This is a genomic window from Rhodococcus sp. ARC_M5 (assembly GCF_022810405.1).
GTDB lineage: Bacteria > Actinomycetota > Actinomycetes > Mycobacteriales > Mycobacteriaceae > Rhodococcoides > Rhodococcoides navarretei.
On record NZ_JALGQE010000006.1, the window covers coordinates 54,534 to 80,705 of the forward strand.

Genomic DNA, 26,172 nt, shown 5'->3' on the forward strand with positions numbered 1-26,172 from the left:
GGCTCGAGCAGAGCGGATCAGGATGCAGGCTTGAGCGTCAACGAGATCGAGTTGATGCAGTACCGCTGGTCGGTCGGCGTGGGGTAGCCCTCGCCCTCGAAGACGTGCCCGAGGTGACTGTGGCAGGTGCGGCAGACGACCTCGACGCGGCGCATTCCGAGCGTGGTGTCCTCTTTGAGGATGACCGCATCGCTGTCGGCCGGGTCGAAGAAGGACGGCCAACCGCAATGGGATTCGAACTTCTCGGTGCTGCGGAACAGTTCGGCACCGCAGGCGCGGCACTCGTAGATGCCCTCGGTGGTGGTGTCGGTGTATTCGCCGACGCCCGGTCGTTCGGTGCCGGCCTGCCGGAGCACCGCGTATTCCTCGGGGGTCAGCTTCTCGCGCCACTGTGCGTCGGTGAGCTGGACGGCGGGAGCGGAGTTGTTGTCGGTTGCTGAACTCATGCTTCCACGCTAATACGATTTGTCGGGCTATGCCGTTTTCGCAGGTGGCGCGCTCGGCAGCAGGTAGCTCGGTTCGATTCCGTCGTCCAGTCGTCCTTCGCTTCGAGCGGCGAAATAGCGTCCGACGAGAACACCGAAGATGACGACGATCAGCAACGCCCACCCGAACGTGGTGCGGAGGTAGTCGAGGGCTCGGCCGGTTTCGATCCAGCGCCCCGACAGCCATCGGTCGTAGTTCATGAATCCGTAGATCGCGAGCCAGGCGGGCCAGTTGCGCAGCAGCGAGTTCTTCAGCACGACGGTCATCAGTAGCGGGAACAGCATCATCGAGTAGTACATCTGACCCAGTGATCCCAGCAGCCAGTGTGCGGTCAGGATCAGTCCCGAGGTGGTCGCGAAGAAGAACAGACGGTCCTCGCGGCAGTACCGGTAGAGCAGCCACAGCGAGATCAGAACCATGATTCCCAGAACCGCGCGGATGCCGAGGGTGAGCAGTTCGGGGACACCGTAGTAGCGCCCGTTGCCCACGACAGCACTGTTGAAGTAGTCGCGAGTCTGCAGTAGGTACGGCAGCGTCCGGTCGATGAAGTTCATCGGGTCGACCGACAGCGGCCAGGCGATGGCCATCATCACGACGGGGATCGCGATCGAGGTGATGAAGACCTTCCACTGACGTGTCATCAGCGGAAGCAGCAGCAGCGGCGCGAGCATCGGCTTGATGGCCAGAGTCAGACCCATGGCGACGCCGGCCGACAGGTCCTTGCGCTGGAGTAGATACCCGAGGAAGGCCACCTCACCGAGAAGGACGAAGCCGTTGAAATTGGTGAACACCAACGTGTTGGTCACGGTTTCGCTGACGAAAGCCGCCAGCAGGAGCGCGGGGGCCGCTACCGAATCGAGCCGGAATCCGAAGATGCGCAACAGGATGTACAGCGCGAGCAGAATCGCGACGGTGCTGGCGATGATGAACAGCCAGCGGGACCGCTCGGGGTCGATGACGGCGATGGGGGAGAGCAGCATCGTCGCGCTCGGTTGATACAGGTAGTGCGGATCGACCGAGTCGAAGTTGGCCGTGTACACCGGCTGGCGGTTGAGGAATGCCAGGGCTGCGCTGTACACCGGGTTGAAATCGTTGGTGATGTCTCCGTTGACCGCCTTGATCACCACACGCTGGATGACGGTCATGATGGCGATGGGCCACAGGGCGTACTTGATTACCTCGGCGGTCGTCCGCCCTGACCGCGGCTCCAGAAAGCTAAGTGACACCCGGGAACGGTACCCGAGGCGACGACCGCACCGGCGAAGGACACCCCGCGATGGGCACCCGACTCAGGCGGGGCAGACGGTGCCGTCCGTCGGAAGCGCGGTGTCGCGTGCGTAGTTCACCGCAGCGCTCTGCAGACATTGAGATCCGCCGAGGCTCGGGTGCCCGCTGCCCTGCCATGCAGCCGAGGCGACGCCTGCACCGGACGCTCCGACCAACCCGGTCACCGAGGACAGGCCGCCGTTGCCGACGATCGGGTCGCCGGCGTTGGCCAGGACCAACACCGGGACGTCCAGAGACGACGGCAGCGGAATGGACGGAGCCGTCGGCCACGACGAACACAGCAGCGCCGTGAGAGCGGCGTCGGTGCCGTAGATCGGATAGCGGTCGTTCCACTGCGACGACAGGTCGCGAACGCCCTGCGGCGACGGCCACTGCTGCCCGTCCGTGCAGCGAGACACGAATTGTCCGTCGGTGCCGTAAGCGTTTCGACCGCGTTCGGCGAGGGCTGCCAGCGCGGTGGTGTCGGACGCGGCAGCCGCCGACAGAGTCGTCGACAGGCCGGTCGCCCGCGACGACGCGTCGCCTGCGGTCGACGCGAGCGCGAAAGTGATGCCGTTCAGGATTTCGTGGGTGGACAGCGGCGAGAATTCACCACCGGCCGCGCGTCCGAGCAGTTCCGCCACGGCGGCCGTCGGGTCGCTGCCGAGTGAGCAGTTCAGGGCGACGCAACGCTGGGCAAATGCAGTGAAGGCCGCTTCTTTGCCCTGAGTCCGCTGCTCGGCCAGCGTGATCTGATCGGCACCGACTCCGGTCGGCGAGTCGAGGATCAGGCGGGAGATGTTGTCCGGAAACTTCGCCGCGTAGGCCAACGCGGTGAGCGCGCCGTTGCCCGAGCCGATCACTCCGATCCGGTCCACACCCCAGAGTTGTCGGAGGCGGTCCAGGTCATCGGCGGCGTAGGTGGTGCCGAAGGCGAGTTCCTGTGGCTGCAACGTGTCGGTGCATTCGATGGTGGCGTCCCGACCGGCGTCGACGGCTCGGTCCACGGCATCGGCGTCGGATCTGGTGAACTGCCCCAGTGCATCGACAGCAGACTTGGTAGGTGACTGGAGGGTGTCGTCGATGCAGTCCACGGCGGTGGATCGGCCGATGCCACGTCGGTCCACCGCAACGACGGGATGCGCCTCGAGCAGGGTCGAGAGTGGGCCGGCAGCCATCGTCGCCAACGTGGCGATCGAGGACCGATCCGAACCGGAGGTGAAGACCAACGGGCCCGCATCGGCCGGTGTGCGATCGAGTCGCGCTCGCAGTGCACCGACGGCGAAAGTGCCGAACATCTGCCCGCTGGCGTCGACGTCGGCTTCGTACTCCGCGCATTCCAGGGTCAGTCCCGGAGTAGTGGAAGTGAGCCCGAACGTCCCGAGTGTCGCATCGGTGCACTCGGCCCAGGCGAGATCGGAGGTCGGAACTGCGAGAGCTTCCGGTTCCGGCGGCGCTTCTGCCGGGGACTCGGCGGGCTGACCGGGGGAGCGTTGCTCCACCGCGACATCGGGCCGCATCGACGGCCCGGCACCACAGGCCGCGCACGTTGTGGCGAGGACGAGGGCGGCGGCGAGCAACGTACGTTTCTGCGTCACCGTGCGAGGCTATCGACTTTTCGATCGATGGCGGACCGCGCGCTGCTCATCGCTGACGTACCCAGCGCGTGAGCAGCGTCCCGTCCGTGTCACCGAGAACGTGCGTCCGCTGCATCGGCGTGTCGGACGCGTGGCCGGCGTGGGCGATGCGGCCCGCCTCGCCGGCGACCAACATCGGCGAAACCGTCAGGCACAGCTCGTCGGCTGCACCGTCGGACACCAATTGTCCGAACAGTCCCGGTCCGCCCTCGCACAGGATGCGGTGGAATCCGAGGTCGGTCAGTGTCGCGACGATGTCGGCGGTCGACACCGATTCGCCGGACACCTCGATCACCGTCGCTCCCGCCGACCGGAGAGCGGCCACCTTCGAGCCGTCAGCAGCTGTCGTGGTCACCACGACGGGCTTGACGTCGGTGTCGGTGATCAATCGGGAATCCGCGTCGATAGAACCGGAGGCGGTGACCACCACGATGGTCGGAATCGGTGCCAGTCCGCCCTCCACCCGTCGTGCTGTCGCCTCGTCGGACAGCGAGACGCCGCCGTAGTTCTCGGCACGAGCGGTTCCGGCACCGACCAGGACGGCGTCGCACAGTTCGCGCAGGATGCCGAACAGTCGGGCATCCGCGGGGGTGCCGAGGCCCGCTGACTTACCGTTCGCGGTGACCGATCCGTCGATGCTGGCGACGAAGTTCGTTCGGATCCACGGGCGGTCCAGGTCGGTCGGGTAGGAGTGCAGAGCGCGGATGGCATCGTCGTCGAGTGTCGACCCGACGGTGGGCATGGACGCGGTCGCATGCTCCGATGTGAAGTAGGTCCCAATATCGAGAAGCTGCATGAGAGAGATCAGACCACGTCGTTACGCTCGACAAATGTCCGCACGCCTTGTCGACCGAAATCCCGTGGTCCCCTCCGATCAGCTGATCGCGCAGATGGTCCCGCCGGCGATGTTCGACGACGTCAGTTTCTCCTCGTACATTCCGGATCCCAAGGAGCCGACTCAGGCTGCTGCAGTCGCGAAGGCCGAGGAGTTCGCGAGCAAGGTCCAGAAGATCCGTGGCAAGGGCAAGCGCGGCCTCTTCGGCAAGAAGACCCCTGCCGTCGGTGCCGGCCTGTACCTCGACGGCGGCTTCGGCGTCGGCAAGACTCACCTGCTGGCCTCGATCTATCACAGCGTTCCCGAGCCCAAGGCGTTCGGCACGTTCGTCGAACTCACCCACGTGGTCGGTGCTCTCGGCTTCAACAAGGCACTGGAGGAACTCTCGAACCACAGCGTGCTGTGCATCGACGAGTTCGAGCTCGACGATCCCGGCGACACGATGTTGGTCTCGCGGTTGCTCTCCGAGCTCTCACAGCGCGGAGTGTCCATCGTCGCTACGTCGAACACCCTGCCCGGGCAGCTCGGTGAGGGTCGCTTCGCCGCCGAGGACTTCATGCGGGAGATCAAGAAGCTCGGCTCGATATTCGAGTCCATCCGCGTCGACGGCCCCGACTACCGCCACCGCGATCTGCCCCCGGCCCCCGAGCCCACGTCCGAGTCCGAACTGGTCGAGCGTGCCGACACCATCGACGGTGCGACCCTGGACGACTTCGACGATCTGCTCAAGCACCTGAGCACACTGCATCCCTCGCGCTACGGCAAGTTGCTCGACGGAATTCCTGCAGTGTTCCTGAAGAACGTGCACCCGGCATCGGATCAGGCCATCGCTCTGCGACTGGTGGTCCTCGCCGATCGTCTGTACGACGCAGGCATCCCGGTGACGGCCTCGGGTGGCAAGCTCGACGAGATCTTCACCGAGGAGATGTTGGCCGGCGGCTACCGCAAGAAGTACCTGCGCGCCACCTCGCGTCTGCTTGCATTGTCGCGTTTCGCTGCAGTCGGCTGAGTGGACGTCACAGCCTCACCTGCATGACGTAGTCGTCGTGCGTCTGGACTCCGACGACGAACGTCTTGGTGCCCACGATCTCGAACCCGTGTTTGGCGTAGAATTTCTGCGCCCGCACGTTCTGTTGGTTGACGCCCAACCATGCTGCGGCACAACCGGAATCACGTGCATGGCTCAACGATGACGACATCAGTCGCCCGGCGGCTCCGCTGCCGTGCTCGGTCGGCCGCACATAGAGTTTGCTGATTTCCATGGTCGGCAGGGTCGAGAGGGCCGCGCGAATGTCCGGGTCCGTGGGCGTCTCGGACACGAGAAGCGCGTAACCCACCACGTCCGCCTCGATTGTCTGGTCGACGAGGACCGTCCTGGTCGCGTCGGCGATGTAGTTCTCGAAATGACGTACGGACAACACCGTCGAGATGAACTGCTCGATGTCCTCCGCTCGGGTTCCCGGCGGGCAGGCGAGCGGAAAGGTCGACGCGGCCATCTCGGCGACGCGATGCGCATCGGCGAGTGCTGCCACGCGCACGGTCACAGCAGATCCACCGCGTTCTTGGCATCCCGCAGCGACAGGCCGGTGCGGTCGCGCAACAGTTTGATGGCGGAGATCGCTTTTCCTTCGGATTTCAGCGACTGCAATCGCGGGATCAGATCGTCCCAGGGTGTCGGACCGGATTGTGCAGCGTCGATGATGGTGGCCGAGGACGGAAACGGCTCCCCGCGCTCGACGTTCTCGATCGCGTTCTTCGCGTCGGCGAGCCCGGCACCTGTTCGTTCACGAAATACCTTGATGGCCTGGATCTTCTTGTTTGCGGCCAGCAGTCGATGAATGTCTGCGCGGGCGCTCTCGTCGAGACCGATGAGCCTGATGTTCTTCGCGGTCTCCGGGGACGAGCCGGGCTTTTTGCGGGCCAACAGCCACGCCGCGAGCACCGCGGCGTCGACGAGGACCAACGCAACGATGAACCATCCCCAGGTCGGCATGCCTTAGTAGACCACTTCAGCGCAACGGGTCGAAGAGCGGGACGACAACAGACGAATCGGACGTCGGGGCACCGAACAGCGAGACGGCACCGGCAAGGGTTTTTGTTGCCGCGTCGTACTTGACAGGGGCCAGGTCGTGGCCCGCACCCTCGATGTCGACCAGCAGTGTGGGGGATGGGATCAGCGCGAGTGCAGCGGTCAGTTCGGCAGTGGTGCCGAACGGGTCCTTCGTGCCGTGTACTACGACCGTCGGTGTTCGCAGGTCGGGAAGATGCTGTGCACGAGCCTTGTCCGGCTTGCCCGGCGGGTGCAGGGGATAGGACGTCAGGACGAGTCCGTCGACGAGGCCCGGGCGGTCGGCCGCGATCATCGACCCTTGCCTGCCACCGTAGGAATGCCCACCGAATGCGATGAATCCGTCCGTAGCGGCGCGAAGACGATCGATGGCCGCAGCGATGCCCAGCCGGTCCTCGTCCGAACGGGACGGATGCGGTGGTCCCTTGGGTTTGCGTACACGAAAAGGAAGATCGAATCGCAGCACCGTGAACCCGGCTGCCGTCCATACTGCCGCGATGCGCTGCAGTAGCAGCGACTCGCAGTTGCCGCCCGCACCGTGCGTCAGAGCGAGGCCGCCCCGTGACGGTATCGACGGTGTATGCAAATGGGCGACGCCCCCGCCGAGATCGATGTCGGCGGGGGCGTCGGGACCATCGAGTTCAGGCATCGTTCGAGGACGTTACCTTTTCCTGGTTGTCGGCGTGATCCGTGTCGGCAGAGCCGTTGGTGTCGGCGGAGTCCTGGTCATCGGCGTCGACCATCTCACCGTTGTCGTCGACCATATCCGCGAAGGCGGTTCCCGCAACGGTGCCGTTGGTTCCAGGAAGGGCCACGGTGGGGCGGGCGCCGGGTCGATAACGGTCGTCGAGGCCCTCGACGGACTTCTTCGCTTCCTCCAGCGTGGCGTCGTCGACTGTGGGTTCGCTCTGAGCATCGTCCGACACGTGAGTGTCCTTCCATCGAAGTGTGTGCGTCGTCTCCACTGTGCACGTCTATGGCGTGAATCACCACACCTGACTTCGGGATGCGGGCCGTCGATCCGTCGGAAATGTCGACTCGACCGGGCACGCAACCTGATCAGCTCATTTTCATTCTGCGCAGCGAACTCTCGCCAGAAACGGACGAATGCCGCACACTCATCTCACGTTTCCCGCACCAGAAGGAATTCATGGACGACTCGGTAGTGATTTCGACGTTTCTGCCCATCGCACTCGCGATCGTCATGTTCGGACTCGGCTTGTCGCTGACCGTCGAGGATTTCCGACGCACCGCACGCACGCCGCGGGCCGTTGTGATGGCCCTGGCTCTTCAGATCCTGGTTCTTCCGGTTCTCGCATTCGGACTGATTCTTCTGTTCGACCTACCGCCGTTACTGGCTGTCGGAGTGATGCTGCTGGCCGCCTCGCCGGGCGGGACCACCGCGAACCTGTTCTCACACCTGTTCCGTGGGGACGTGGCACTCAACGTCACGTTGACTGCGGTCAATTCGGTTCTGGCGGCCGTGACCGTTCCCGTCATCACCAACTTCGCCATCGCTTACTTCGATGCAGACGGTGAATTGGGCCTGCAGTTCGGCAAGATCGTGCAGGTCATAGCTATCGTATTGATTCCGGTCGCACTCGGAATGCTGGTGCGCAATCGCTCTCTGGCGTTCGCCGAACGCGCGGATCGACCGGTCCGGATCTTCTCGATCGTCATCTTGGTGTCGGTGGCGGTCGGCGCTCTCATCGGCGAGCGATCCAACGTTGTCGGTTACCTCGAACAGGTCGGACTGGTGACGGGGTTGTTCTGCTTCGCAAGCCTCGCCATCGGCTACGGTGCTGCGCGACTGCTGAAGATGGGTGAGCCGCAGTCGATCGCGATCTCGATGGAAATCGGAATCCACAACACCACCGTTGCCCTCACAGTCGCATTGAGCGTGCTCGGAAGCACTGAGGTGGCGATACCGGCCGCTGTCTACTCGTTCCTCATGTACGTATTGGCCACAGCATTCGGCTATCTGGTTTCCGGACGGACCCGCACACAGGTCTCGTCATGAGGTCGGGCAGTACGGATCGAAGGCGACGCCGGCACAAAAAGGTCCGGCCCCCGTGGTAGGGGGCCGGACCTGGTCGAACTCTGGTGCGCGATACTGGGATTGAACCAGTGACCTCTTCCGTGTCAGGGAAGCGCTCTCCCGCTGAGCTAATCGCGCGTGTCCTCGCATCGGTCTTGCGACCGATGCACTAGCGAGGTGGAGACGGGAATCGAACCCGTGTGCACGGCTTTGCAGGCCGTTGCCTCACCACTCGGCCACTCCACCATGGGTCGAGACCCTCGAGCGGATGACGGGATTCGAACCCGCGACCCTCACCTTGGCAAGGTGATGCGCTACCACTGCGCCACATCCGCATACCCCGGAGGCGCTCACTGCTGGGCAGTTGTTGTCTCCGTGGTGCGGGGAAAACATTAACCCAACGGGAGTGAAACTCACAAATCTCGTGGTCAGCTGCGGAATTCGGTCGATTCACGCATGTGAACGACGTGAAAGCAGAGACGTGACGGGACTTGCCGAGGCAGTGCGACGACGTCTTCGCCGATCGGGCAGGCGATTCGGTTCGCCGCGGCACCTCGTGTTAATGTTTTGCCTCGTTCGGTCCCGTGGCTCAGTGGGAGAGCGTCCGCTTCACACGCGGAAGGTCGCTGGTTCGATCCCAGCCGGGACCACAGGAGAGAAGGCCCGCACCGCTTGCCGGTGTGGGCCTTCTCTGCGTTCGAGGCCGGTAACCTGAGCCGGTGAGCACCGAACAGTCGAAGCCTCAGGCCGTTGCCGACCAGGGTCCGATGGACACCGCCAAGGTGAAGCACCGGCGCTTCCGGGCACGCATCGCCGAGAACAGGTCCCTCGACCTCACGTACCGAATCACGGTCGGTGTCGTCGGCACCGTTGTGTTGGTGCTGGGTGTACTGGCCATTCCCTACCCGGGCCCCGGTTGGTTGATCGTGTTCGCGGGACTGGGCATCCTGGCCTCGGAATTCGCGTGGGCCAAGAGTGCGCTGCGATTCGTCCGTAAGAGATACGACGCGTTCATGGCGTGGTTCTCGGCGCAGTCGATGTTCGTCAAGGGACTCGGCGTGCTGTTCACCACGGTCGTCGTGCTGGCGACGCTGTGGCTGCTGGGCACGTTCGCGCTGGTCGGGGGTTGGATCGGTCTGGACTGGGCATGGCTCGACAGTCCGATCTGACGAACGCGTTGCGCTGAGGCCAATCGAGTGGACCGTTGCCGATAGGCTGTCGGAGGCCTTCCTGGCCAGAAGAATCGATCGAGGAGTACTTCGCTGTGAGCATGCCCGTTGTCGCCGCTGTTTCGCCCGCCCGCATCATGGTGCCGGCCGGAACGACGGCAGGTACGGCGCTCCGCGACACCGGCCTGCCGAACAAGGGACCCGACGCCATCGTCGTCGTGCGCGATCCCGACGGCAAGCTCCGTGATCTGTCGTGGGCACCGGAGGGCGACACCGAGGTCGAGCCCGTTCCGGCGAACACCGAGGACGGACGAAGCGTCATCAGGCACTCGGCTGCTCACGTGCTGGCGCAGGCCGTTCAAGAACTCTTCCCCGACGCGAAGCTGGGCATCGGACCGTTCATCAAGGACGGTTTCTACTACGACTTCGACGTGAAGCAGCCGTTCACCCCCGAGGATCTGACGGCTCTCGAAAAGAAGATGAAGCAGATCGTCAAAGCCGGACAGCGGTTTTCGCGTCGGGTGTACGAGTCGGTGGAGCAGGCCCGCGAGGAGTTGGCGGACGAGCCGTACAAGCTCGAGCTGATCGACGACAAGTCCGGCATCGACGATCCCGAGGTCATGGAGGTCGGCGGGGGAGAGCTGACCGCGTACGACAACCTCAATCCCCGGACCGGCGACCGCATCTGGGGCGATCTGTGCCGCGGACCGCACATCCCCACCACCAAGTACGTACCCGCGTTCAAGCTCACCCGCAGTTCGGCTGCGTACTGGCGCGGCAATCAGGACAACGCCGGCCTGCAGCGCATCTACGGAACCGCATGGGAGTCCGTCGAGGCGCTCGATGCGCATCTGGAGCTGTTGGCCGAGGCGGAACGTCGTGATCATCGCAAGCTGGGATCCGAGCTGGACCTGTTCAGCTTCCCCGACGAACTGGGCTCAGGTCTGCCGGTGTTCCATCCCAAGGGTGGAGTGATCCGCAACGAGCTGGAGAACTACTCGCGCCAGCGGCACATCGAAGAGGGATACGAGTTCGTCAACACCCCGCACATCACCAAGGGCCATCTCTACGAGGTCTCGGGTCACCTCGATTGGTACCGGGACGGCATGTTCCCGGCGATGCACCTGGATGCCGAACTCGACGAGAACGGTGACGTGCGCAAGCCCGGCCAGGACTACTACCTCAAGCCGATGAACTGCCCGATGCACAACCTCATCTTCCGTTCCCGCGGCCGCTCGTACCGTGAGCTGCCGTTGCGCCTGTTCGAGTTCGGCTCGGTGTACCGCTACGAGAAGTCCGGCGTCATCCACGGTCTGACCCGGGTGCGCGGCATGACCCAGGACGACGCGCACATCTTCTGCACGCGCGAGCAGATGCGCGGCGAACTCACCAGCACCCTCGAATTCGTCCTCGGACTGCTCAAGGACTACGGACTCGATGATTTCTATCTCGAACTCTCCACTCGCAACCCGGAGAAGTCGGTCGGCAGCGACGAGGTCTGGGAAGAAGCGACCAACACCCTCGCCGAGGTCGCGGCGGCGTCGGGTCTGAACCTCGTGCCCGATCCGGGTGGTGCCGCGTTCTACGGACCGAAGATCTCGGTGCAGGCCAAGGATGCGCTGGGGCGCACCTGGCAGATGTCGACCATTCAGCTCGACTTCAACCTGCCCGAACGCTTCGAACTCGAATACACCGGCTCGGGCGGAACCAAGGAACGCCCGGTGATGATCCACCGCGCGTTGTTCGGTTCCATCGAACGATTCTTCGGGGTGCTCACCGAGCACTACGCCGGTGCCTTCCCGGCCTGGCTCGCACCGGTCCAGGTGGTCGGCATCCCGGTTGCCGAGGTCTACCAGGACCACCTGTTCGCGGTCGTGAACGAGCTGAAGAAGCGGGGAGTGCGCGCAGAGGTCGACGCCAGTGACGACCGGATGCAGAAGAAGATCTTCAACCAGACCGCCCAGAAGGTCCCCTTCATGCTTCTCGCCGGCGAACGCGACGTCGAAGCGGGTGCGGTGAGCTTCCGATTCCGGGACGGCACGCAGGTCAACGGCGTCCCCGTCGCCGATGCCATCACTGTCGTCACCGACTGGATCTCCCAGCGCAACAACGCATCACCGACCGCCGAACTCATGCAGACCGAACCCGCAGGAGCGAGCTGACCATGTCGGAACAGGACGAATCGATCGTCGTCACCGGGGCCGGTGAGCCCGATCGGCTGCAGCGACTGTGGACGCCGCACCGGATGTCCTACATCGCCGAGGCCCCGCGGGGGTCGGCGAAGTCGAACGAGCCGTTCTCCGACATCCCCAAGATGAGCGACGAGGACGGTCTCGTCGTCGCGCGAGGCGAGTCGGTCTACGCGGTCTTGAACCTGTACCCGTACAACCCCGGCCACACGATGATCGTGCCGTATCGCCGCGTCGCGGCGCTCGAAGACCTCACGCCCGCCGAGAGCGCCGAGCTGATGGCGTTCACGCAGCAGTTGATTCGCGTCATCAAGCGGGTGTCCAGTCCGCACGGCTTCAACGTCGGCCTGAACCTCGGTGCTGCAGCAGGTGGATCGCTTGCCGAACACCTGCACCAGCACATCGTGCCCCGGTGGGGCGGCGACGCGAACTTCATCACCGTGATCAGCGGCGCAAAAGTCATGCCGCAGTTGCTTCGTGACACTCGGGCCCTGCTCGCGTCGGCCTGGAACGAATGAACCACAGGCGAGAGGAGCACGCGCCGTGCTGAGCATTTTCGGCCGTGCGCCGGTCTCGAAGGTGACCGCCCCGCTCGGGCGCGCCCTCAACAGCACCGGACTCACCCCCAATTCGGTGACGATCATCGGCACCGTCGTCACCGTCACAGCCGCGGTCACCATGTACCCGGCCGGCTACCTGTGGTGGGGTTCGGTCGTCATCACCCTGTTCGTGTTGTTCGACATGCTCGACGGTGCCATGGCGCGGGCTCGGGGCGGTGGCACCAAGTACGGTGCCGTCCTCGATGCGACGTGCGATCGAGTGGCCGACGGTGCGATCTTCGGTGGCCTGGCCTGGTGGGCGGTGTACTCCGAGCAGGACAAGCTGCTGCTCGTTGCCACCCTGATCTGCCTGGTCACCTCCCAGGTGATCTCCTACGCCAAGGCGCGCGCCGAGGCCAGCGGGCTCTCGGCCGACGGGGGTTGGATAGAACGCCCCGATCGCCTGGTCATCGTTCTCGTCGGTGCCGGATTCACCGGCGTCGGACGGCATTTCGACATTCCGTGGCTGGACAGTGTGATCTACCCGGCGATGTGGATTCTCGCCGCCCTGAGCATCGTGACGGTGTTCCAACGGGTTCTCGCAGTCCGTGGATCCGAGGGCGCTCGCGACATCATCGTGCCTCCGGTGGCACCCGCATCCGACGACGGCGACGTGGCCGCGTCGTGAATCTCTCCGAGAGAGCGAGCGACGCGGGCTACGCCGCCGGCTGGCGACTGGTCCGGGCTCTGCCCGAACCGGTGGCACGACGCCTGTTCGATCGCGGGGCCGACCTCGCGGCGACACGCAACGGTGGCCCTGATCAACTGCGTCGCAATCTCGCTCGTGTTCTCGGGACCACTCCCGCCGAGGTGCCCGACGAGCTGATTCGCGACAGCGTTCGCTCCTACGCTCGCTACTGGCGCGAGGCGTTTCGGTTGCCGTCGATGGATCTCGCTGCGCAGGCTGCCGTCATCGATCGGTGCGTGAACGGCAAGGAACATCTGGAGGGTGCGCTCGCCGCAGGTAGGGGAGTAGTGCTGGCGCTGCCGCACAGTGGCAATTGGGACATGGCCGGAATGTGGCTGGTGCGCACGCACGGTGGGCTCTCGACCGTGGCCGAACGTCTGAAGCCCGAATCTCTGTATCAGCGATTCGTCGCCTATCGGGAGAGCTTGGGATTCGAGATCTTTCCGCTCAGCGGCGGTGAGCAACCGCCGCTGCTCGCATTGTCCGAGAGGTTGCGCGAGAACAAGGTCGTGTGTCTGCTCGGTGAGCGAGATCTCGCCAAGCACGGGGTGCCGGTCACCTTCTTCGGTGAACCGACCCGGATGCCCGCGGGTGCTGCGAAGCTGGCGATCGACACCGGAGCGACGCTGCTGCCGGTGCACGGTTACTTCGACGGCGACGGCTGGGGCTTCGACATCTCGCCCGCAGTGGACGTCTCGGCCGGAATCGGCCCCGCCACACAGGCGTTGGCCGATCATTTCGCTGCCGGAATCCGAGCTCACCCGGCCGACTGGCACATGCTCCAACCGCTGTGGATGAGCGACTGGTCGGCCGAGCGACGCGCCCGAATCGAGGGCGCGTGAGGATCGGCATGGTGTGCCCGTACTCGTTCGACGTTCCCGGTGGAGTGCAGGCACACGTTCAGCAGTTGGCCGAGGTGTTCATCGAACGGGGACATCGCGTCAGTGTCCTGGCACCGGCGTCCGACGACGTCGAGTTACCGGATTTCGTGGTGTCGGCCGGCGAGGCGCTCGCCATTCCGTACAACGGATCCGTCGCGCGGCTGCGATTCGGGCCGGTCACCTATTCGCGAATCCGTAAATGGATCTCCGACAACGACTTCGACGTGTTGCACATCCACGAACCGAACGCGCCCAGCCTGTCGATGTTGGCGCTCAAGGCCGCGGACGGCCCGATCGTGGCCACCTTCCACACCTCGACGACGAAGTCCTTGGTGCTCAGCACCTTTCAGGGGGTGTTGCGTCCGTACCACGAGAAGATCAGCGGCCGTATCGCGGTGTCCGAGCTCGCCCGGCGCTGGCAGGTCGAGGCCCTGGGATCCGACGCCGTCGAGATCCCCAACGGAGTCGACGTGCCCGCATTCGCCGATGCCCCTGTGCTGGAGGGTTATCCACGCGCCGGTCGCACCGTGCTCTTCCTCGGCCGGTTCGACGAACCGCGCAAAGGAATGGCCGTCCTGCTCGGCGCTCTGCCCACCCTCGTCGAATCCCATCCCGACATCGAGATCCTCATCGTCGGCCGCGGCGACGAGGACAAGCTCCGCAAGGATGCCGGTGCACTCGCATCGCACCTGACATTCCTGGGGCAGGTGGACGACGCGACCAAGGCATCCGCAATGCGCAGCGCCGACGTCTACTGCGCACCCAACCTCGGCGGTGAGAGCTTCGGCATCGTCCTCGTCGAGGCCATGGCCGCTGGAACACCCGTGGTGGCAAGCGAACTCGACGCATTCCGGCGGGTCCTGCGGGACGGCTCCTGCGGATTGCTGGTCCCGATCGACGATTCCGACGCCATCGCCGCCGCAATCACCTCGATCCTGTCCGACGATGCCGTGCGTGCACGTCTGGTCGACGCCGCCTCCCTCGCCGTGACCACCTACGACTGGCCCGTCGTCGCCGAGCAGATCCTGCGTGTCTACGAAACCGTCACGCTCGGGGGCCAGAAAGTGCGGGCGGCGAACTGATGACGCTCTCAGCGCTCACGATCCTGGTACTCGGACTGATCGCGGTACTGATTCTCGTCGTCGGCCTGTGGGCGTACGGAACGGCCAACCGACTCGACCGCCTGCACGTCCGCACCGACCTCGCCTGGCAGGCGCTCGATGCAGCGCTCGCCCGCCGTGCCGTCGTCGCGCGAGCGGTGTCCGCTGCCACCCGCGACTCGGCCTCGTCGAGCAGAGAACTTGCCGCACTTGCCGATCGGGCCGAACGCGTCGACCGGTCGCAGCGCGAAGAGGCGGAGAACGCGGTGTCCATGGCGCTGGCCGTCGTCGAACCGAACTCCTTGCCCCCGCAACTGGTTGCCGAACTGGCCGATGCGGAGGCTCGCGTGCTCATCGCTCGCCGGTTCCACAACGATGCCGTTCGCGACACCCTCGCCCTGCGAGTCAGACGTCCGGTCCGCTGGTTGCACCTCGGCGGAACTGCGGCCTTGCCGTCGTACTTCGAGATAGCAGAACGATCTGCTGCCGCGGCGTTCGGTAGCGAGAACCGCGCGACCCCGAGAACGTCCGCGCGGGTGGTGCTGCTCGACGAGCGCGGCCGTGTGCTGCTGCTGCGCGGACACGATCCGACGGTTCCCGACACCTTCTTCTGGTTCACCATCGGTGGGGCAGTGGAGAAGGGCGAGTCGCTTCGCGAGGCAGCGGTGCGCGAAGTACACGAGGAGACCGGACTGACCGTCGCTCCTGCCGATCTGCGCGGTCCGTTGTGGCGCCGAGTTGCGACGTTCCCGTTCAACGGAACCCTGATCCGCTCCGAGGAATTGTTCTTCGCGATCCGAACGCAGGAGTTCGAGCCGCACAGTGCGGGATTCACGGACTTCGAGCGCCGCACCGTGACCGGCCACCAGTGGTGCACCGAGGCGGACATACGTGCGCTCAGCGCCGTCGGCGAGAACGTCTATCCCCAGGACTTGGCGGAACTGCTCGACGAAGTGAACGTGGCTCTCGCTCGACGCGGCGACCCGGACGTGCGCGCCATTCGGTAACCAGCTGGACCCTTTCGAGCAGTCCAGCAATCGTGAAGTGGTTATGGGATTCACAGGGGAGAAGGCCTACTGTTCTGGGCGCGACATCGCGCCGCGCGCGATCGCACCTATCAGTCCGGAGCGCCGTAACAGCGTCGAAGAACACAGGAGTTTCCCTTGACTACCCCACACGCCTCGAACACGCCCGCCTCATCGGTCGACGGTGGATCCGGCGAGAACGGAGTCGGCACCGCACGCGTCAAGCGGGGTATGGCCGAGATGCTCAAGGGCGGCGTCATCATGGACGTGGTCACCGCCGATCAGGCCAAGATCGCCGAGGACGCCGGAGCAGTGGCCGTCATGGCACTCGAGCGCGTCCCCGCCGACATTCGTGCCCAGGGTGGGGTGTCGCGCATGAGCGACCCCGACATGATCGACAGCATCATCTCCTCGGTCAGCATCCCGGTGATGGCGAAGGCCCGCATCGGCCACTTCGTCGAAGCGCAGATCCTGCAGAGCCTCGGCGTCGACTACATCGACGAGTCCGAGGTGCTCACCCCGGCCGACTACGCCAACCACATCGACAAGTGGAACTTCACCGTTCCCTTTGTCTGTGGTGCCACCAACCTGGGTGAGGCAATGCGCCGAATCACCGAGGGCGCGGCCATGATTCGCTCCAAGGGAGAGGCCGGCACCGGCGACGTCTCGAACGCGACGACGCACATGCGCAAGATTCGCGACGAGATCCGTCGCCTCACCTCGCTCCCCGAGGACGAGCTGTACGTGGCGGCGAAAGAACTGCAGGCCCCGTACGACCTGGTCGTCGAGGTCGCCCGGGCCGGCAAGCTGCCCGTCACACTGTTCACCGCGGGCGGCATCGCCACACCCGCAGACGCAGCGATGATGATGCAGCTCGGTGCCGAGGGTGTATTCGTCGGATCGGGAATCTTCAAGTCCGGCAACCCCAAGGAACGCGCCGAGGCGATCGTCAAGGCCACCACGTTCTTCGACGACCCCGACGTGCTGGCCAAGGTGTCGCGTGGCCTCGGCGAAGCGATGGTCGGCATCAATGTCGACGACCTTCCCGTGGGGCACCGGTTGGCCGAGCGCGGTTGGTGACGGTCCTCCGTCAGTTCCGTTCGAGCGCCGGGCGGTCCGGATGGTCCCAACGGACCAGAAGATCCGGCCGCTCGGCGGAACCGTCCGAGTAGTCGAGGCCGTCGTAGTACGCGAGCAGAGGCGCGCAGGTCCACTGATCTGCGTCGCTGGTTCTGCGACGTAATGCGCTCGCCGACAGGCGTAGCTGCACCGACAGATCGACGTTCAATCCCCGTCCGAGCAGCATGGGTCCTGCGATCAGGACGATCTGATTCGCTGCCGCCGGGACGGTTCGGGACCGAGCCGAACGGTCGGTGGCCTCATCCCACAGTCTCGGTAGAAAGTGACCTCTGCCACCGGGCCGCAGTGGGCCGATGACCTCTCGAACGAGGGCGTCGTAGTCGAACCATAGTGTGCGATAGCTCAATTCGTCGGTGCGCGAGTACTCGAATCGAATCGACGCAGGTCGCACGTAGTCGTGCAGGTCGACGACGTCAGCCGGGCGGCCCCGCGAGCGGGCGTGTTCGGCTGTGCGCGTTGCGAAGTCGACCGGACGCGCGGCATCCGCGCCGTCGATCACGACGATCGATCGGGCCCCGTCCGGGCACGAATCGACGATCGACTCCACGAGAAGATCGGGAAATATCGGCACCGGTTGAACCACACCGACCATCTTGCCTGGTCCGTCCATTGTTAGCCTGAGCCGTTGTCACAGAAAGGTGGACACCAGCCATGGCCAGCATCGAGGACATTCTCGAATTGGAACGGATCGAGAACGACGTCTATCGGGGACGAACTTTCCCTTCTCGGCTGCCCCGTACGTTCGGCGGGCAGGTGGCGGGCCAGGCGCTCGTCGCTGCGGTGCGCACAGTGGCTCCCGAATTTCGTGTGCATTCGCTGCACGGTTACTTCCTCCGTCCGGGCAATCCGAACGAACCGGCCGTGTTCATGGTCGACAGGATTCGCGACGGGCGGTCGTTCTGCACTCGCCGGGTCACCGGCATACAGGACGGGAAAGCGATATTCACGATGTCTGCCTCCTTCCACGGCGACGACTCCGGCATCTCGCACCAGGACACCATGCCCGAGGTCCTGGGACCGGACAGTCTGCCCGATCCCACGACCCTGGCCGAGTACGACCACTCGTTCTACCGGGAGTGGTCCGAGTGGGACATTCGTGTCATTCCCGAGGACCAGACCGTCAAGCATCCGAGTTTCGCTGCGCAGCAACGTGTATGGTTCCGCTACCGAGACACGTTGCCCGACGATCAGGTGTTCCACGTCTGCGCACTCGCCTACATGAGCGACATGACGCTGCTCGGATCGGCCAAGGTTCCGCACCCCGACGCCGTCACGCAGACGGCCTCGCTCGATCACGCGCTGTGGTTCCTGCGGCCGTTCCGGGCAGACGAATGGTTGCTGTACGACCAGACGTCGCCCTCGGCCGATTTCGGGCGGGCGCTGACTCAGGGGCGGATATTCGACACCTCCGGTCGCATGGTCGCCGCGGTGGTGCAGGAAGGGCTCATGCGGTTCGAGCGCGACCCGCACAAGTCCAACATCGATCCCTTCGGACGCAAGTGAGCGCTCCGACCGTCGGAGTTCTCGCTTTGCAGGGAGACGTTCGCGAGCATCTGGCGGCACTGGAGTCGAGCGGTGCGCGTGGCGTCACGGTGCGTAGGCCCGCCGAGCTCGCGCAGATCGACGGACTGATCATCCCCGGCGGGGAATCGACGACCATGAGCAACTTGCTCGGCGTGTTCGATCTTCTCGATCCACTGCGGGCTCGTTTGGCCGAGGGGCTGCCCGCCTACGGTTCGTGCGCGGGGATGATTCTGCTGGCGTCCGAGATTCTCGACACGCGCCCCGACGCCCGGCATCTCGACTCCCTCGACATCACCGTGCGGCGCAACGCTTTCGGTCGTCAGGTCGACTCTTTCGAGACCGATCTCGACGTCACCGGCGTCGACGGTGGGCCCGTCCGTGCGGTGTTCATCCGGGCACCCTGGGTCGAGCGGGTGGGCGAGAACGTCGAGGTGCTCGCCACCGTGCCGCACGGACCGGCCGCCGGCCGCGTGGTGGCCGTTCGCCAGAACTCCGTTCTCGCGACGAGCTTTCATCCCGAGGTCACCGGGGACGACCGAGTGCACCGACTCTTCGTGGACATGGTGCGAGGCCGCTAGAACCTTCGTTGGTCGGTCGGTGCCGAGCTCGGTACCGGGCGAGTAAAGTCGACAACACTGATTTCGAGCAGGAAGGGGCCCTATCGCATGAGCGGCCACTCAAAATGGGCCACCACCAAGCACAAGAAGGCGGTGATCGACGCCCGACGCGGCAAGTCTTTCGCCAAGCTCATCAAGAATATCGAGGTGGCGGCCCGCACGGGTGGCGGTGACCCCACCGGTAACCCGACGCTCTTCGACGCCATCCAGAAGGCGAAGAAGACCTCGGTGCCCATCGACAACATCGAGCGGGCGCGCAAGCGAGGTGCCGGTGAGGAAACCGGTGGTGCCGACTGGCAGACCATCATGTACGAGGGGTACGGCCCCAACGGCGTCGCCATTCTGATCGAATGCCTCACCGACAACCGCAACCGCGCCGCAGGCGAGGTACGGGTGGCGATGACGCGCAACGGTGGAAACATGGCCGATCCGGGTTCGGTGTCGTACCTGTTCTCCCGCAAGGGCGTGGTGACTCTCGAGAAGAACGGTCAGAGCGAGGACGATGTCCTGATGGCCGTCCTCGAAGCCGGTGCCGAGGAAGTCAACGACAACGGTGACACGTTCGAGGTCGTCAGCGAGCCGACCGACCTGGTCGCCGTGCGCACCGCCCTCCAGGAGGCCGGAATCGACTACGACTCGGCCGAGGCCAGCTTCCAGGCATCGGTCAACGTCCCGGTCGACGCGGACGGTGCACGCAAGGTGTTCAAGCTCATCGATGCACTCGAAGACAGTGACGACGTGCAGAACGTGTGGTCCAACGTCGACCTCTCGGACGAGGTCATGGCGGAGCTGGACGAGGAGGACTGACCCCCTCGCGTCCCACGACGTGATCGACCGGGTGTCGTATCCCTGATCCGACGGTGCGCTCCGCTACGCTATCGAACAACAGTTCGTAAGCGGAAGGTGTGGTGGCGTGCGGGTGATGGGTGTCGACCCCGGTCTCACCAGGTGTGGGCTCAGTCTGATCGAGGGTGGCGTCGGCCGAACGGTGGTCGCGCTCGATGTCGATGTGGTGCGAACGCCCGCGGACATGGATCTCGCGCAGCGTTTGCTGCGGATCTCCGAGGCTGCGGAGTACTGGCTCGATACCCACAAGCCTTCGGTGGTGGCCATCGAGCGCGTCTTCGCCCAACACAATGTGCGCACGGCCATGGGCACCGCTCAGGCCGGTGGTGTCATCGCCCTCGCGGCGGCCAGGCGGGGCGTGGACGTCTGCTTCCACACTCCCAGTGAGGTCAAGGCCGCCGTCACGGGCAACGGCTCGGCCGACAAAGCGCAGGTGACCGCAATGGTCATGCGCATTCTCGGTCTGCAGACTGCGCCGACTCCCGCCGACGCGGCCGACGCACTGGCTCTCGGCATCTGTCATTGCTGGCGAGCGCCCATGATCGCCCGGATGGCGAAGGCCGAAGCCATGGCCGCCGAACAGAAACGCAAGTACGACGTGCGTCTGGCCGAGGAGCGCAAGGCTCGCGCCGCCGTGGCACGCAGGATCGAGAAAATGGCGAAGAAGGAGGCGGGCGCACGATGATCGCGTCGATCAGAGGATCGGTGGTCGACATCGCGCTCGATCATGCTGTGCTCGAGGCCGCGGGTGTGGGGTATCGCGTCAACGCCACCCCGGCGACGTTGGCGACGCTGCACCGGGGGAGCGAAGCGACCCTCGTGACGACGATGATCGTGCGCGAGGATTCGCAGACCCTGTACGGGTTTCCCGACAAGGAGTCGCGTGAACTCTTCGAATTGCTCCTCACCGTGACCGGCGTCGGGCCGAGAATCGCCATGGCAACGCTCGCCGTGCACGAGCCCGACGCGCTGCGAACAGCTCTGGCGGACAGCGACATCGGGGCATTGACCAGAGTGCCCGGCATCGGCAAGCGCGGCGCGGAGAGGATGGTCGTCGAACTGCGCGACAAGGTCGACGCCGTGGTCGGACGCGCCGGGAGTGCCGCCGTGCCGGGATCCGGTGCGGGCAATTCGATGCGAGACCAGATCGTCGAGGCGCTGATCGGTCTCGGATTCCCCACCAAGCAGGCCGAGGAAGCGACCGACGCGGTACTCGCCCAGCAGCCCGAGGCCACGACGTCGATCGCGTTGAGGTCGGCGCTCGCATATCTCGGTAAGTCCAGGTAGGGCAGCGTGACCGAGGACGACCAGTTCGCCGAATCTCAGGTCGGCGCGGACGCGATGTCCGACGATCTGGATGTCGAGACGAGTCTGCGTCCGAAGAACCTCACCGATTTCATCGGGCAACCTCGGGTGCGGGAGCAACTTCAGCTCGTGTTGTCGGGTGCCAAGATGCGCGGCGGCACCCCCGATCACATCCTCATGTCCGGGCCGCCGGGCCTCGGCAAGACCAGTATGGCGATGATCATCGCCGCCGAGCTGGGCACCTCGCTACGGCTCACATCGGGCCCAGCGCTCGAGCGAGCAGGCGACCTCGCGGCGATGCTCAGCAACCTGGTCGAGGGCGATGTGCTGTTCATCGACGAGATCCATCGCATCGCGCGCCCGGCCGAAGAGATGCTGTACCTGGCGATGGAAGATTTCCGTGTCGACGTCATCGTCGGCAAGGGGCCGGGGGCGACCTCGATTCCACTCGAGGTCGCACCGTTCACGCTCGTCGGTGCCACCACCAGGTCGGGCGCACTCACCGGACCGCTGCGAGACCGGTTCGGATTCGTGGCTCACATGGATTTCTACGAGCCGAGCGAACTCGAGCGGATTCTCATGCGGTCGGCCGGCATCCTCGGCGTACCGATCGACCGGGACGGCTGCGCCGAGATCGCCGGGCGTTCACGCGGCACCCCTCGTATCGCGAACCGGCTGCTCCGGCGAGTCCGTGACTACGCGGACGTGCGCGGCGACGGCACCGTCACCCAGGACACCGCGAAGGCCGCCCTGGTGGTCTACGACGTGGACAAGCTCGGTCTCGACCGACTCGACCGCGCCGTACTGAGCGCGCTCATCCGGAGCTTCGGCGGAGGGCCGGTGGGTGTGTCGACCCTGGCCGTTGCCGTCGGCGAGGAACCGTCGACGGTCGAGGAAGTGTGCGAGCCGTTCCTGGTGCGTGCCGGAATGGTCGCCCGTACCCCCCGCGGGCGCGTCGCGACCGCTGCCGCCTGGCAGCACCTCGGACTGACGCCGCCGCCGGATCTCGCCGTGGGCGGAATCTCGGTCCGATCATCGGAGGTTCAGCAGGGATTATTCGAGTGAATCGGGCACAACAGGGCACGAACGGACCGGACCGGTTCCAGGTAATGGCACACTGGGTAGCTGCGAGGCCCGCACCTGCGGTGTTCTCGCACGAGACAATGACGTATTTCGAACCCGACTTCGAGGACTGACCTTCCGATGGATTTGCTGTTTCCGCTGCTGATCGTGGCCCTTCTGGTTCCGCTCTTTCTCAATGCGCGTCGACAGAAGAAGGTGTTGGCCAAGACAACGGAAATGCAGGACTCGCTGAAGATCGGTGACGAGGTCGTCACCACCGCCGGCCTCTACGCCCGCGTGGTCCTCGTCGAGGACGACACGATCGACCTGGAGATCGCCGACGGCGTCATCACCACCTGGTCGCGTGCAGTCGTACGTGAGGTGCTCCCCGACGACTCCGAGTTCGACGACACCGACCTCGACGCCACCACCCAGGCGGAGATCGCGGCCCTGGGCTCGAACGACACCGCGGGACCGTCCCTGAGCAAGACAGACGCGAGCCGGCCGGACGAGACCATCGAGCAGACGTCGAAGAGGCTCGAAAAAGAGTGAGCACGATGTGACCGAAACCGCTGTCGGAGACAGTATCCGGCAGCGGTTTTCTCTGCGGTGACCGATGTGGTGCACAATCGCACCGCTCACCGCTGACACATCGGGCCGCCAGGCCCTGCAGGAACCGACACTTTCCAACGCCTCAGAGGAGAAACACACACCGTGGCACCTTCCAGCGGACCGGTGCAACCCGCCCGCTATCTCGCCGTTTTCGCGGTGCTGATGGCAGCGGTGTATGCCATGGTCTTCTTCACCGGAGACAAAGACCCCTCGCCGAAGTTGGGAATCGACCTGCAGGGCGGCACGCGCGTGACACTCACCGCGCGGACCCCCGACGGCAACGCGCCGACGCAGGACAGCCTGCAGCAGGCTCAGCAGATCATCGAGACCCGCGTCAACGGGCTGGGTGTCTCGGGCTCCGAGGTGGTCATCGACGGCGACAACCTCGTCATCACGGTGCCCGGCGACGACAGCTCCCAGGCGCGCACACTCGGGCAGACCGCGCGTCTGTTCATCCGGCCGGTCGTGAGCTCCGTCGCTCCGTCGGCGGGCCAAGGAGCAGGCACACAGCAGACCCCGGTCGACCCGGCCGCGCCGGTCGATCCTGCGGCACCGGCGGACCCGGCCGCTTCGGCTGACCCGGCCGCGCCTGCAGATCCGGCAACTCCGCAGAATCGGGTGTTCCCGGCGCAGGATCCCACCACGGTCGATCCGAGTCCCGCACCCGCCACGGATGCGCCCGCCACCGGTGAGCCGGCCACCGACGCACCGGCGGCCGACGATCCCGCCACCGATGCGAACCTGTCCGATGCAGAGCGTGCTGCCCAGGAGATCGCCGACGCCAAAGCCCTCCGGCAGAGCGAGGATCCGCAGATCCAACAGTTGGCCATGCAGTCTCTCGACTGCAACGCCGCCGATCCGCTCGCCGGAAACGACGATCCGGCGCTTCCCCTCGTGGCGTGCTCGACCGACGGAACGGCCGTCTACCTACTCGGTCCCACGATCATCGACGGACAGCAGATCTCCGACGCGACCTCAGGATTCGACAGTCAGCAGGCCCAGTTCCAGGTGAGCCTGACGTTCGACACGGACGGCTCGAACACCTGGGCTCAGTTCACCGCGGCCAATCTGCAGAAGCAGGCCGCGTTCGTGCTGGACTCGAAGGTCATCAGCGCGCCGGTCATCCAGGGTGCCACCCCCGCCGGCAGCGCCACCTCGATCACCGGCAACTTCAACAACCAGACCGCGTCCGAGCTCGCCAACACCCTCAAGTACGGCTCCCTGCCGTTGTCCTTCGTGTCCTCGGAGGCCGAAACGGTCTCGGCAACGCTGGGATTGGCTTCGCTCGAGGCCGGCCTGATCGCCGGTGCCATCGGTCTCGCGCTCGTGTTGGTGTACTGCCTGCTCTACTACCGCGCCCTCGGCGTGCTCACGGCGATGTCGCTGGTGCTGGCCGGTCTCGTCGTCTACGGGATCATCGTTCTGTTGGGTAGATGGATCAGCTTCACTCTCGACCTCGCCGGCATCGCCGGACTGATCATCGGTATCGGTATGACCGCGGACTCGTTCGTCGTGTTCTTCGAGCGCATCAAGGACGAGATCCGTGAGGGTCGCAGTTTCCGATCTGCGGTTCCTCGTGGTTGGGCGCGCGCACGCAAGACGATCCTGTCGGGCAACGCGGTCAGCTTCATCGCGGCCGCGGTGCTCTACGTGCTGGCCGTGGGCCAGGTCCGCGGGTTCGCGTTCACCCTCGGATTGACGACGATCCTGGACATCATCGTCGTGGTGCTGGTGACCTGGCCGCTGGTGTACCTGGCGTCGAAGTCCAAATTCTGGTCCAAGCCGTCCGTCAACGGTCTCGGTGCCGTTCAGCAGATCGCTGCGGAGCGCAAGCGCGCGGCCAACAAGGCTCTCGCCGTGAAGACCGGCACTGCGCCGTCGAAGGAGGCATGACATGTCGGACACGACCACGTCGACCCCATCGCCCCTCGACGATTCGGGAGTCGATCAGTCCACCCAGCCCAAGCACAGCTGGCTGTCCAGGCTGTACACCGGCACCGGTGCCTTCGACATCATCGGTCGTCGCCGGTTCTACTACATCCTCACCGGCGTCATCGTGCTGGTGTGCTTGCTGAGCTTCCTGGTGCGTGGCTTCACCCTCGGTATCGATTTCGAGGGTGGAACTCGTATCGCTCTGCCCGCCGCCGACAACATCTCCACCGAGCAGGTCGAGACCGTCTACAACGACTCTCTCGGTATGCCGCCGGTATCGGTGCAGACGGTCGGGTCCGGGGCTGCGGCAACGGTACAGATCCGCTCCGAGGCACTCGACCCCGCCGAGGTGGACAGCCTGCGTCAGGCCTTGTTCGAGGCATTCCAGCCGCAGGACAACTCGGGTACCGCCACACCCAACGCCATCAGTGTGTCCGATGTCAGTGAGACCTGGGGGAGTCAGATCACCCAGAAGGCCCTGATTGCGCTTGCGGTCTTCCTGGTTGTCGTCAGCATTTACATCGCCGTTCGATACGAACGGGACATGGCCTTCGCGTCTCTGGCTGCCCTGGCGTTCGACCTCGTCGTCACCGCAGGCGTGTACTCGCTCGTGGGCTTCGAGGTGACTCCGGCGACGGTCATCGGCTTGCTCACGATTCTCGGTTTCTCCCTGTACGACTCGGTGGTGGTGTTCGACAAGGTCGAAGAGAACACCCGCGGCATCCTCAATCTGCACCGCAAGACGTTCGCGGAGCAGGCCAACCTGGCCGTCAACCAGACTCTGATGCGCTCGATCAACACGACCGTGATCGGCGTGCTGCCGGTGTTGGCGTTGATGGTCGTGGCGGTCTGGCTGCTCGGAGTCGGCACGCTGAAGGATCTGGCGCTGGTGCAGCTCGTGGGCATGATCGTCGGTGCCTACTCGTCCATCTTCTTCGCCACACCGCTGTTGGTGACGCTGAAGGAGAAGTGGGGCCCTGTCGCCGTTCACACGCGAAAGGTCCACTCCAAACGGGCCGAAGCGGCTGCTCGCGCGGCCGGTCTCGCCCCGGAGCCGGTGGCCGTCGGCGTCGCCGCTCCGAAGGCGTCGACTCCGCAGCCGGGCAATCGCCCCACCGGGAAGCGGAACAAGAAGCGCCGGTAAGACGACCCT

Annotated in this window: 28 protein-coding genes and 4 tRNA genes; 20 read left to right on the forward strand and 12 right to left on the reverse strand. The window is 65.0% G+C overall.

The window, feature by feature from the left end:
* Positions 1 to 17: 17 nt before the first annotated feature.
* The 4 genes from msrB to MTX34_RS11450 all read right to left on the reverse strand — a co-directional run bounded on the left by msrB (position 18) and on the right by MTX34_RS11450 (position 4,185).
* Positions 18 to 446 carry a peptide-methionine (R)-S-oxide reductase MsrB gene (gene msrB / locus MTX34_RS11435; RefSeq protein ID WP_094615235.1) on the reverse strand — a complete coding sequence of 143 codons (429 nt, stop codon included), beginning with the start codon at positions 444 to 446 and terminating at the stop codon, positions 18 to 20.
* A 27-nt stretch (positions 447 to 473) separates the two neighbouring features.
* Complete coding sequence (locus tag MTX34_RS11440) at positions 474 to 1,712, reverse strand: glycosyltransferase family 87 protein (RefSeq protein WP_243593182.1); 1,239 nt, start codon at positions 1,710 to 1,712, stop codon at positions 474 to 476.
* 63 nt (positions 1,713 to 1,775) lie between these two features.
* On the reverse strand, positions 1,776 to 3,350 hold the full coding sequence (locus MTX34_RS11445) for an alpha/beta fold hydrolase (RefSeq protein WP_243609536.1): 1,575 nt from the start codon (positions 3,348 to 3,350) through the stop codon (positions 1,776 to 1,778).
* 46 nt (positions 3,351 to 3,396) lie between these two features.
* On the reverse strand, positions 3,397 to 4,185 hold the full coding sequence (locus MTX34_RS11450) for a pyrimidine reductase family protein (RefSeq protein WP_243609537.1): 789 nt from the start codon (positions 4,183 to 4,185) through the stop codon (positions 3,397 to 3,399).
* A gap of 34 nt (positions 4,186 to 4,219) precedes the next feature.
* Between MTX34_RS11450 and zapE the strand changes: the two genes are divergently transcribed.
* Positions 4,220 to 5,233, forward strand: coding sequence for a cell division protein ZapE (gene zapE, locus MTX34_RS11455; RefSeq protein ID WP_243593179.1), 1,014 nt, complete (start codon positions 4,220 to 4,222; stop codon positions 5,231 to 5,233).
* A gap of 7 nt (positions 5,234 to 5,240) precedes the next feature.
* Here the strand turns inward: zapE and MTX34_RS11460 are convergent, their stop codons facing one another.
* Genes MTX34_RS11460 through MTX34_RS11475 form a run of 4 tightly spaced genes read right to left on the reverse strand, consistent with a single transcriptional unit; the run spans position 5,241 to position 7,218 of the window.
* Positions 5,241 to 5,768, reverse strand: coding sequence for an N-acetyltransferase family protein (locus tag MTX34_RS11460; RefSeq protein ID WP_374639400.1), 528 nt, complete (start codon positions 5,766 to 5,768; stop codon positions 5,241 to 5,243).
* A complete protein-coding gene (locus MTX34_RS11465; RefSeq protein WP_243609538.1) occupies positions 5,765 to 6,217 on the reverse strand; it encodes a hypothetical protein in 453 nt (150 codons plus the stop codon). The genes MTX34_RS11460 and MTX34_RS11465 overlap by 4 nt, the downstream gene beginning before the upstream one ends.
* Before the next feature lie 16 nt (positions 6,218 to 6,233).
* Complete coding sequence (locus MTX34_RS11470; protein WP_243609539.1) at positions 6,234 to 6,941, reverse strand: alpha/beta fold hydrolase; 708 nt, start codon at positions 6,939 to 6,941, stop codon at positions 6,234 to 6,236.
* Positions 6,934 to 7,218, reverse strand: coding sequence for a hypothetical protein (locus tag MTX34_RS11475; protein ID WP_243593176.1), 285 nt, complete (start codon positions 7,216 to 7,218; stop codon positions 6,934 to 6,936). Before MTX34_RS11475 ends, MTX34_RS11470 begins: the two co-directional genes overlap by 8 nt.
* A 224-nt stretch (positions 7,219 to 7,442) precedes the next feature.
* Between MTX34_RS11475 and MTX34_RS11480 the strand changes: the two genes are divergently transcribed.
* On the forward strand, positions 7,443 to 8,312 hold the full coding sequence (locus tag MTX34_RS11480) for a bile acid:sodium symporter family protein (RefSeq protein WP_243609540.1): 870 nt from the start codon (positions 7,443 to 7,445) through the stop codon (positions 8,310 to 8,312).
* A gap of 81 nt (positions 8,313 to 8,393) precedes the next feature.
* On the opposite strand, the gene MTX34_RS11485 is transcribed toward MTX34_RS11480, so the two are convergent.
* From MTX34_RS11485 to MTX34_RS11495, 3 genes are all read right to left on the reverse strand, one after another.
* Positions 8,394 to 8,468, reverse strand: a tRNA-Val gene (locus tag MTX34_RS11485).
* Positions 8,469 to 8,505: 37 nt separating this feature from the next.
* A tRNA-Cys gene (locus MTX34_RS11490) sits at positions 8,506 to 8,576 on the reverse strand.
* Positions 8,577 to 8,593: 17 nt separating this feature from the next.
* Positions 8,594 to 8,665, reverse strand: a tRNA-Gly gene (locus MTX34_RS11495).
* 243 nt (positions 8,666 to 8,908) lie between these two features.
* Between MTX34_RS11495 and MTX34_RS11500 the strand changes: the two genes are divergently transcribed.
* The 9 genes from MTX34_RS11500 (at position 8,909) to pdxS (ending at position 17,061) form a co-directional block, all read left to right on the forward strand.
* Positions 8,909 to 8,980 (forward strand) — tRNA-Val (locus MTX34_RS11500).
* Positions 8,981 to 9,097: 117 nt separating this feature from the next.
* Positions 9,098 to 9,499 (forward strand): TIGR02611 family protein, encoded by a 402-nt coding sequence (locus MTX34_RS11505; protein ID WP_243593601.1) that lies wholly within the window; start codon positions 9,098 to 9,100, stop codon positions 9,497 to 9,499.
* 101 nt (positions 9,500 to 9,600) lie between these two features.
* Positions 9,601 to 11,661: a threonine--tRNA ligase gene (gene thrS, locus MTX34_RS11510; RefSeq protein WP_243609653.1), complete on the forward strand. Its 2,061-nt coding sequence runs from the start codon at positions 9,601 to 9,603 to the stop codon at positions 11,659 to 11,661.
* Positions 11,662 to 11,663: 2 nt separating this feature from the next.
* Positions 11,664 to 12,206, forward strand: a complete 543-nt coding sequence (locus tag MTX34_RS11515; RefSeq protein WP_243593174.1) for an HIT domain-containing protein — start codon at positions 11,664 to 11,666, stop codon at positions 12,204 to 12,206.
* 25 nt (positions 12,207 to 12,231) lie between these two features.
* A complete protein-coding gene (gene pgsA, locus MTX34_RS11520; RefSeq protein ID WP_243593173.1) occupies positions 12,232 to 12,915 on the forward strand; it encodes a phosphatidylinositol phosphate synthase in 684 nt (227 codons plus the stop codon).
* The gene (locus MTX34_RS11525; protein ID WP_243593172.1) at positions 12,912 to 13,817 is read left to right on the forward strand and encodes a phosphatidylinositol mannoside acyltransferase; all 906 of its coding nucleotides are present in this window, start codon (positions 12,912 to 12,914) and stop codon (positions 13,815 to 13,817) included. Before pgsA ends, MTX34_RS11525 begins: the two co-directional genes overlap by 4 nt.
* A complete protein-coding gene (locus MTX34_RS11530) occupies positions 13,814 to 14,938 on the forward strand; it encodes a glycosyltransferase family 4 protein (protein ID WP_243593171.1) in 1,125 nt (374 codons plus the stop codon). Before MTX34_RS11525 ends, MTX34_RS11530 begins: the two co-directional genes overlap by 4 nt.
* Positions 14,938 to 15,963, forward strand: coding sequence for an NUDIX domain-containing protein (locus MTX34_RS11535; RefSeq protein ID WP_243593170.1), 1,026 nt, complete (start codon positions 14,938 to 14,940; stop codon positions 15,961 to 15,963). The genes MTX34_RS11530 and MTX34_RS11535 overlap by 1 nt, the downstream gene beginning before the upstream one ends.
* 156 nt (positions 15,964 to 16,119) lie before the next feature.
* Entirely contained in the window at positions 16,120 to 17,061 is a 942-nt protein-coding gene (gene pdxS / locus MTX34_RS11540) for a pyridoxal 5'-phosphate synthase lyase subunit PdxS (protein WP_279393149.1), read from the forward strand.
* A 10-nt stretch (positions 17,062 to 17,071) separates the two neighbouring features.
* Here the strand turns inward: pdxS and MTX34_RS11545 are convergent, their stop codons facing one another.
* The gene (locus tag MTX34_RS11545) at positions 17,072 to 17,731 is read right to left on the reverse strand and encodes a hypothetical protein (RefSeq protein ID WP_243593169.1); all 660 of its coding nucleotides are present in this window, start codon (positions 17,729 to 17,731) and stop codon (positions 17,072 to 17,074) included.
* Positions 17,732 to 17,772: 41 nt separating this feature from the next.
* On the opposite strand from MTX34_RS11545, the gene MTX34_RS11550 reads away from it, so the two are divergent.
* The 9 genes from MTX34_RS11550 to secF all read left to right on the forward strand — a co-directional run bounded on the left by MTX34_RS11550 (position 17,773) and on the right by secF (position 26,163).
* Positions 17,773 to 18,624: an acyl-CoA thioesterase II gene (locus MTX34_RS11550; protein ID WP_243593168.1), complete on the forward strand. Its 852-nt coding sequence runs from the start codon at positions 17,773 to 17,775 to the stop codon at positions 18,622 to 18,624.
* Positions 18,621 to 19,223, forward strand: a complete 603-nt coding sequence (gene pdxT / locus MTX34_RS11555) for a pyridoxal 5'-phosphate synthase glutaminase subunit PdxT (RefSeq protein ID WP_243593167.1) — start codon at positions 18,621 to 18,623, stop codon at positions 19,221 to 19,223. The genes MTX34_RS11550 and pdxT overlap by 4 nt, the downstream gene beginning before the upstream one ends.
* An 87-nt stretch (positions 19,224 to 19,310) precedes the next feature.
* The gene (locus tag MTX34_RS11560; protein WP_094615221.1) at positions 19,311 to 20,069 is read left to right on the forward strand and encodes a YebC/PmpR family DNA-binding transcriptional regulator; all 759 of its coding nucleotides are present in this window, start codon (positions 19,311 to 19,313) and stop codon (positions 20,067 to 20,069) included.
* Between the two features lie 106 nt (positions 20,070 to 20,175).
* Positions 20,176 to 20,793: a crossover junction endodeoxyribonuclease RuvC gene (gene ruvC, locus MTX34_RS11565; RefSeq protein WP_243593166.1), complete on the forward strand. Its 618-nt coding sequence runs from the start codon at positions 20,176 to 20,178 to the stop codon at positions 20,791 to 20,793.
* Positions 20,790 to 21,395 carry a Holliday junction branch migration protein RuvA gene (ruvA, locus tag MTX34_RS11570; protein ID WP_243593165.1) on the forward strand — a complete coding sequence of 202 codons (606 nt, stop codon included), beginning with the start codon at positions 20,790 to 20,792 and terminating at the stop codon, positions 21,393 to 21,395. Before ruvC ends, ruvA begins: the two co-directional genes overlap by 4 nt.
* 54 nt (positions 21,396 to 21,449) lie before the next feature.
* Positions 21,450 to 22,478 (forward strand): Holliday junction branch migration DNA helicase RuvB, encoded by a 1,029-nt coding sequence (gene ruvB / locus MTX34_RS11575; protein WP_243593599.1) that lies wholly within the window; start codon positions 21,450 to 21,452, stop codon positions 22,476 to 22,478.
* A 138-nt stretch (positions 22,479 to 22,616) separates the two neighbouring features.
* Positions 22,617 to 23,027, forward strand: a complete 411-nt coding sequence (gene yajC, locus MTX34_RS11580) for a preprotein translocase subunit YajC (RefSeq protein WP_243593164.1) — start codon at positions 22,617 to 22,619, stop codon at positions 23,025 to 23,027.
* Between the two features lie 162 nt (positions 23,028 to 23,189).
* Positions 23,190 to 24,980, forward strand: a complete 1,791-nt coding sequence (gene secD, locus MTX34_RS11585; RefSeq protein ID WP_243609541.1) for a protein translocase subunit SecD — start codon at positions 23,190 to 23,192, stop codon at positions 24,978 to 24,980.
* Position 24,981: 1 nt separating this feature from the next.
* Complete coding sequence (secF, locus tag MTX34_RS11590) at positions 24,982 to 26,163, forward strand: protein translocase subunit SecF (RefSeq protein WP_243593162.1); 1,182 nt, start codon at positions 24,982 to 24,984, stop codon at positions 26,161 to 26,163.
* Positions 26,164 to 26,172: the final 9 nt, after the last annotated feature.

Bases quoted from the DNA above. Each gene is read 5' to 3' on its own strand.
- msrB (WP_094615235.1), bottom strand. From the start codon at position 446: ATGAGTTCAGCAACCGACAACAACTCCGCTCCCGCCGTCCAGCTCACC.
- MTX34_RS11450 (WP_243609537.1), bottom strand. From the start codon at position 4,185: ATGCAGCTTCTCGATATTGGGACCTACTTCACATCGGAGCATGCGACC.
- zapE (WP_243593179.1), top strand. From the start codon at position 4,220: ATGTCCGCACGCCTTGTCGACCGAAATCCCGTGGTCCCCTCCGATCAG.
- MTX34_RS11465 (WP_243609538.1), bottom strand. From the start codon at position 6,217: ATGCCGACCTGGGGATGGTTCATCGTTGCGTTGGTCCTCGTCGACGCC.
- MTX34_RS11470 (WP_243609539.1), bottom strand. From the start codon at position 6,941: ATGCCTGAACTCGATGGTCCCGACGCCCCCGCCGACATCGATCTCGGC.
- MTX34_RS11480 (WP_243609540.1), top strand. From the start codon at position 7,443: ATGGACGACTCGGTAGTGATTTCGACGTTTCTGCCCATCGCACTCGCG.
- MTX34_RS11505 (WP_243593601.1), top strand. From the start codon at position 9,098: ATGGACACCGCCAAGGTGAAGCACCGGCGCTTCCGGGCACGCATCGCC.
- thrS (WP_243609653.1), top strand. From the start codon at position 9,601: ATGCCCGTTGTCGCCGCTGTTTCGCCCGCCCGCATCATGGTGCCGGCC.
- MTX34_RS11515 (WP_243593174.1), top strand. From the start codon at position 11,664: ATGTCGGAACAGGACGAATCGATCGTCGTCACCGGGGCCGGTGAGCCC.
- MTX34_RS11535 (WP_243593170.1), top strand. From the start codon at position 14,938: ATGACGCTCTCAGCGCTCACGATCCTGGTACTCGGACTGATCGCGGTA.
- MTX34_RS11545 (WP_243593169.1), bottom strand. From the start codon at position 17,731: ATGGACGGACCAGGCAAGATGGTCGGTGTGGTTCAACCGGTGCCGATA.
- MTX34_RS11550 (WP_243593168.1), top strand. From the start codon at position 17,773: ATGGCCAGCATCGAGGACATTCTCGAATTGGAACGGATCGAGAACGAC.
- MTX34_RS11560 (WP_094615221.1), top strand. From the start codon at position 19,311: ATGAGCGGCCACTCAAAATGGGCCACCACCAAGCACAAGAAGGCGGTG.
- ruvA (WP_243593165.1), top strand. From the start codon at position 20,790: ATGATCGCGTCGATCAGAGGATCGGTGGTCGACATCGCGCTCGATCAT.
- ruvB (WP_243593599.1), top strand. From the start codon at position 21,450: ATGTCCGACGATCTGGATGTCGAGACGAGTCTGCGTCCGAAGAACCTC.
- yajC (WP_243593164.1), top strand. From the start codon at position 22,617: ATGGATTTGCTGTTTCCGCTGCTGATCGTGGCCCTTCTGGTTCCGCTC.
- secF (WP_243593162.1), top strand. From the start codon at position 24,982: ATGTCGGACACGACCACGTCGACCCCATCGCCCCTCGACGATTCGGGA.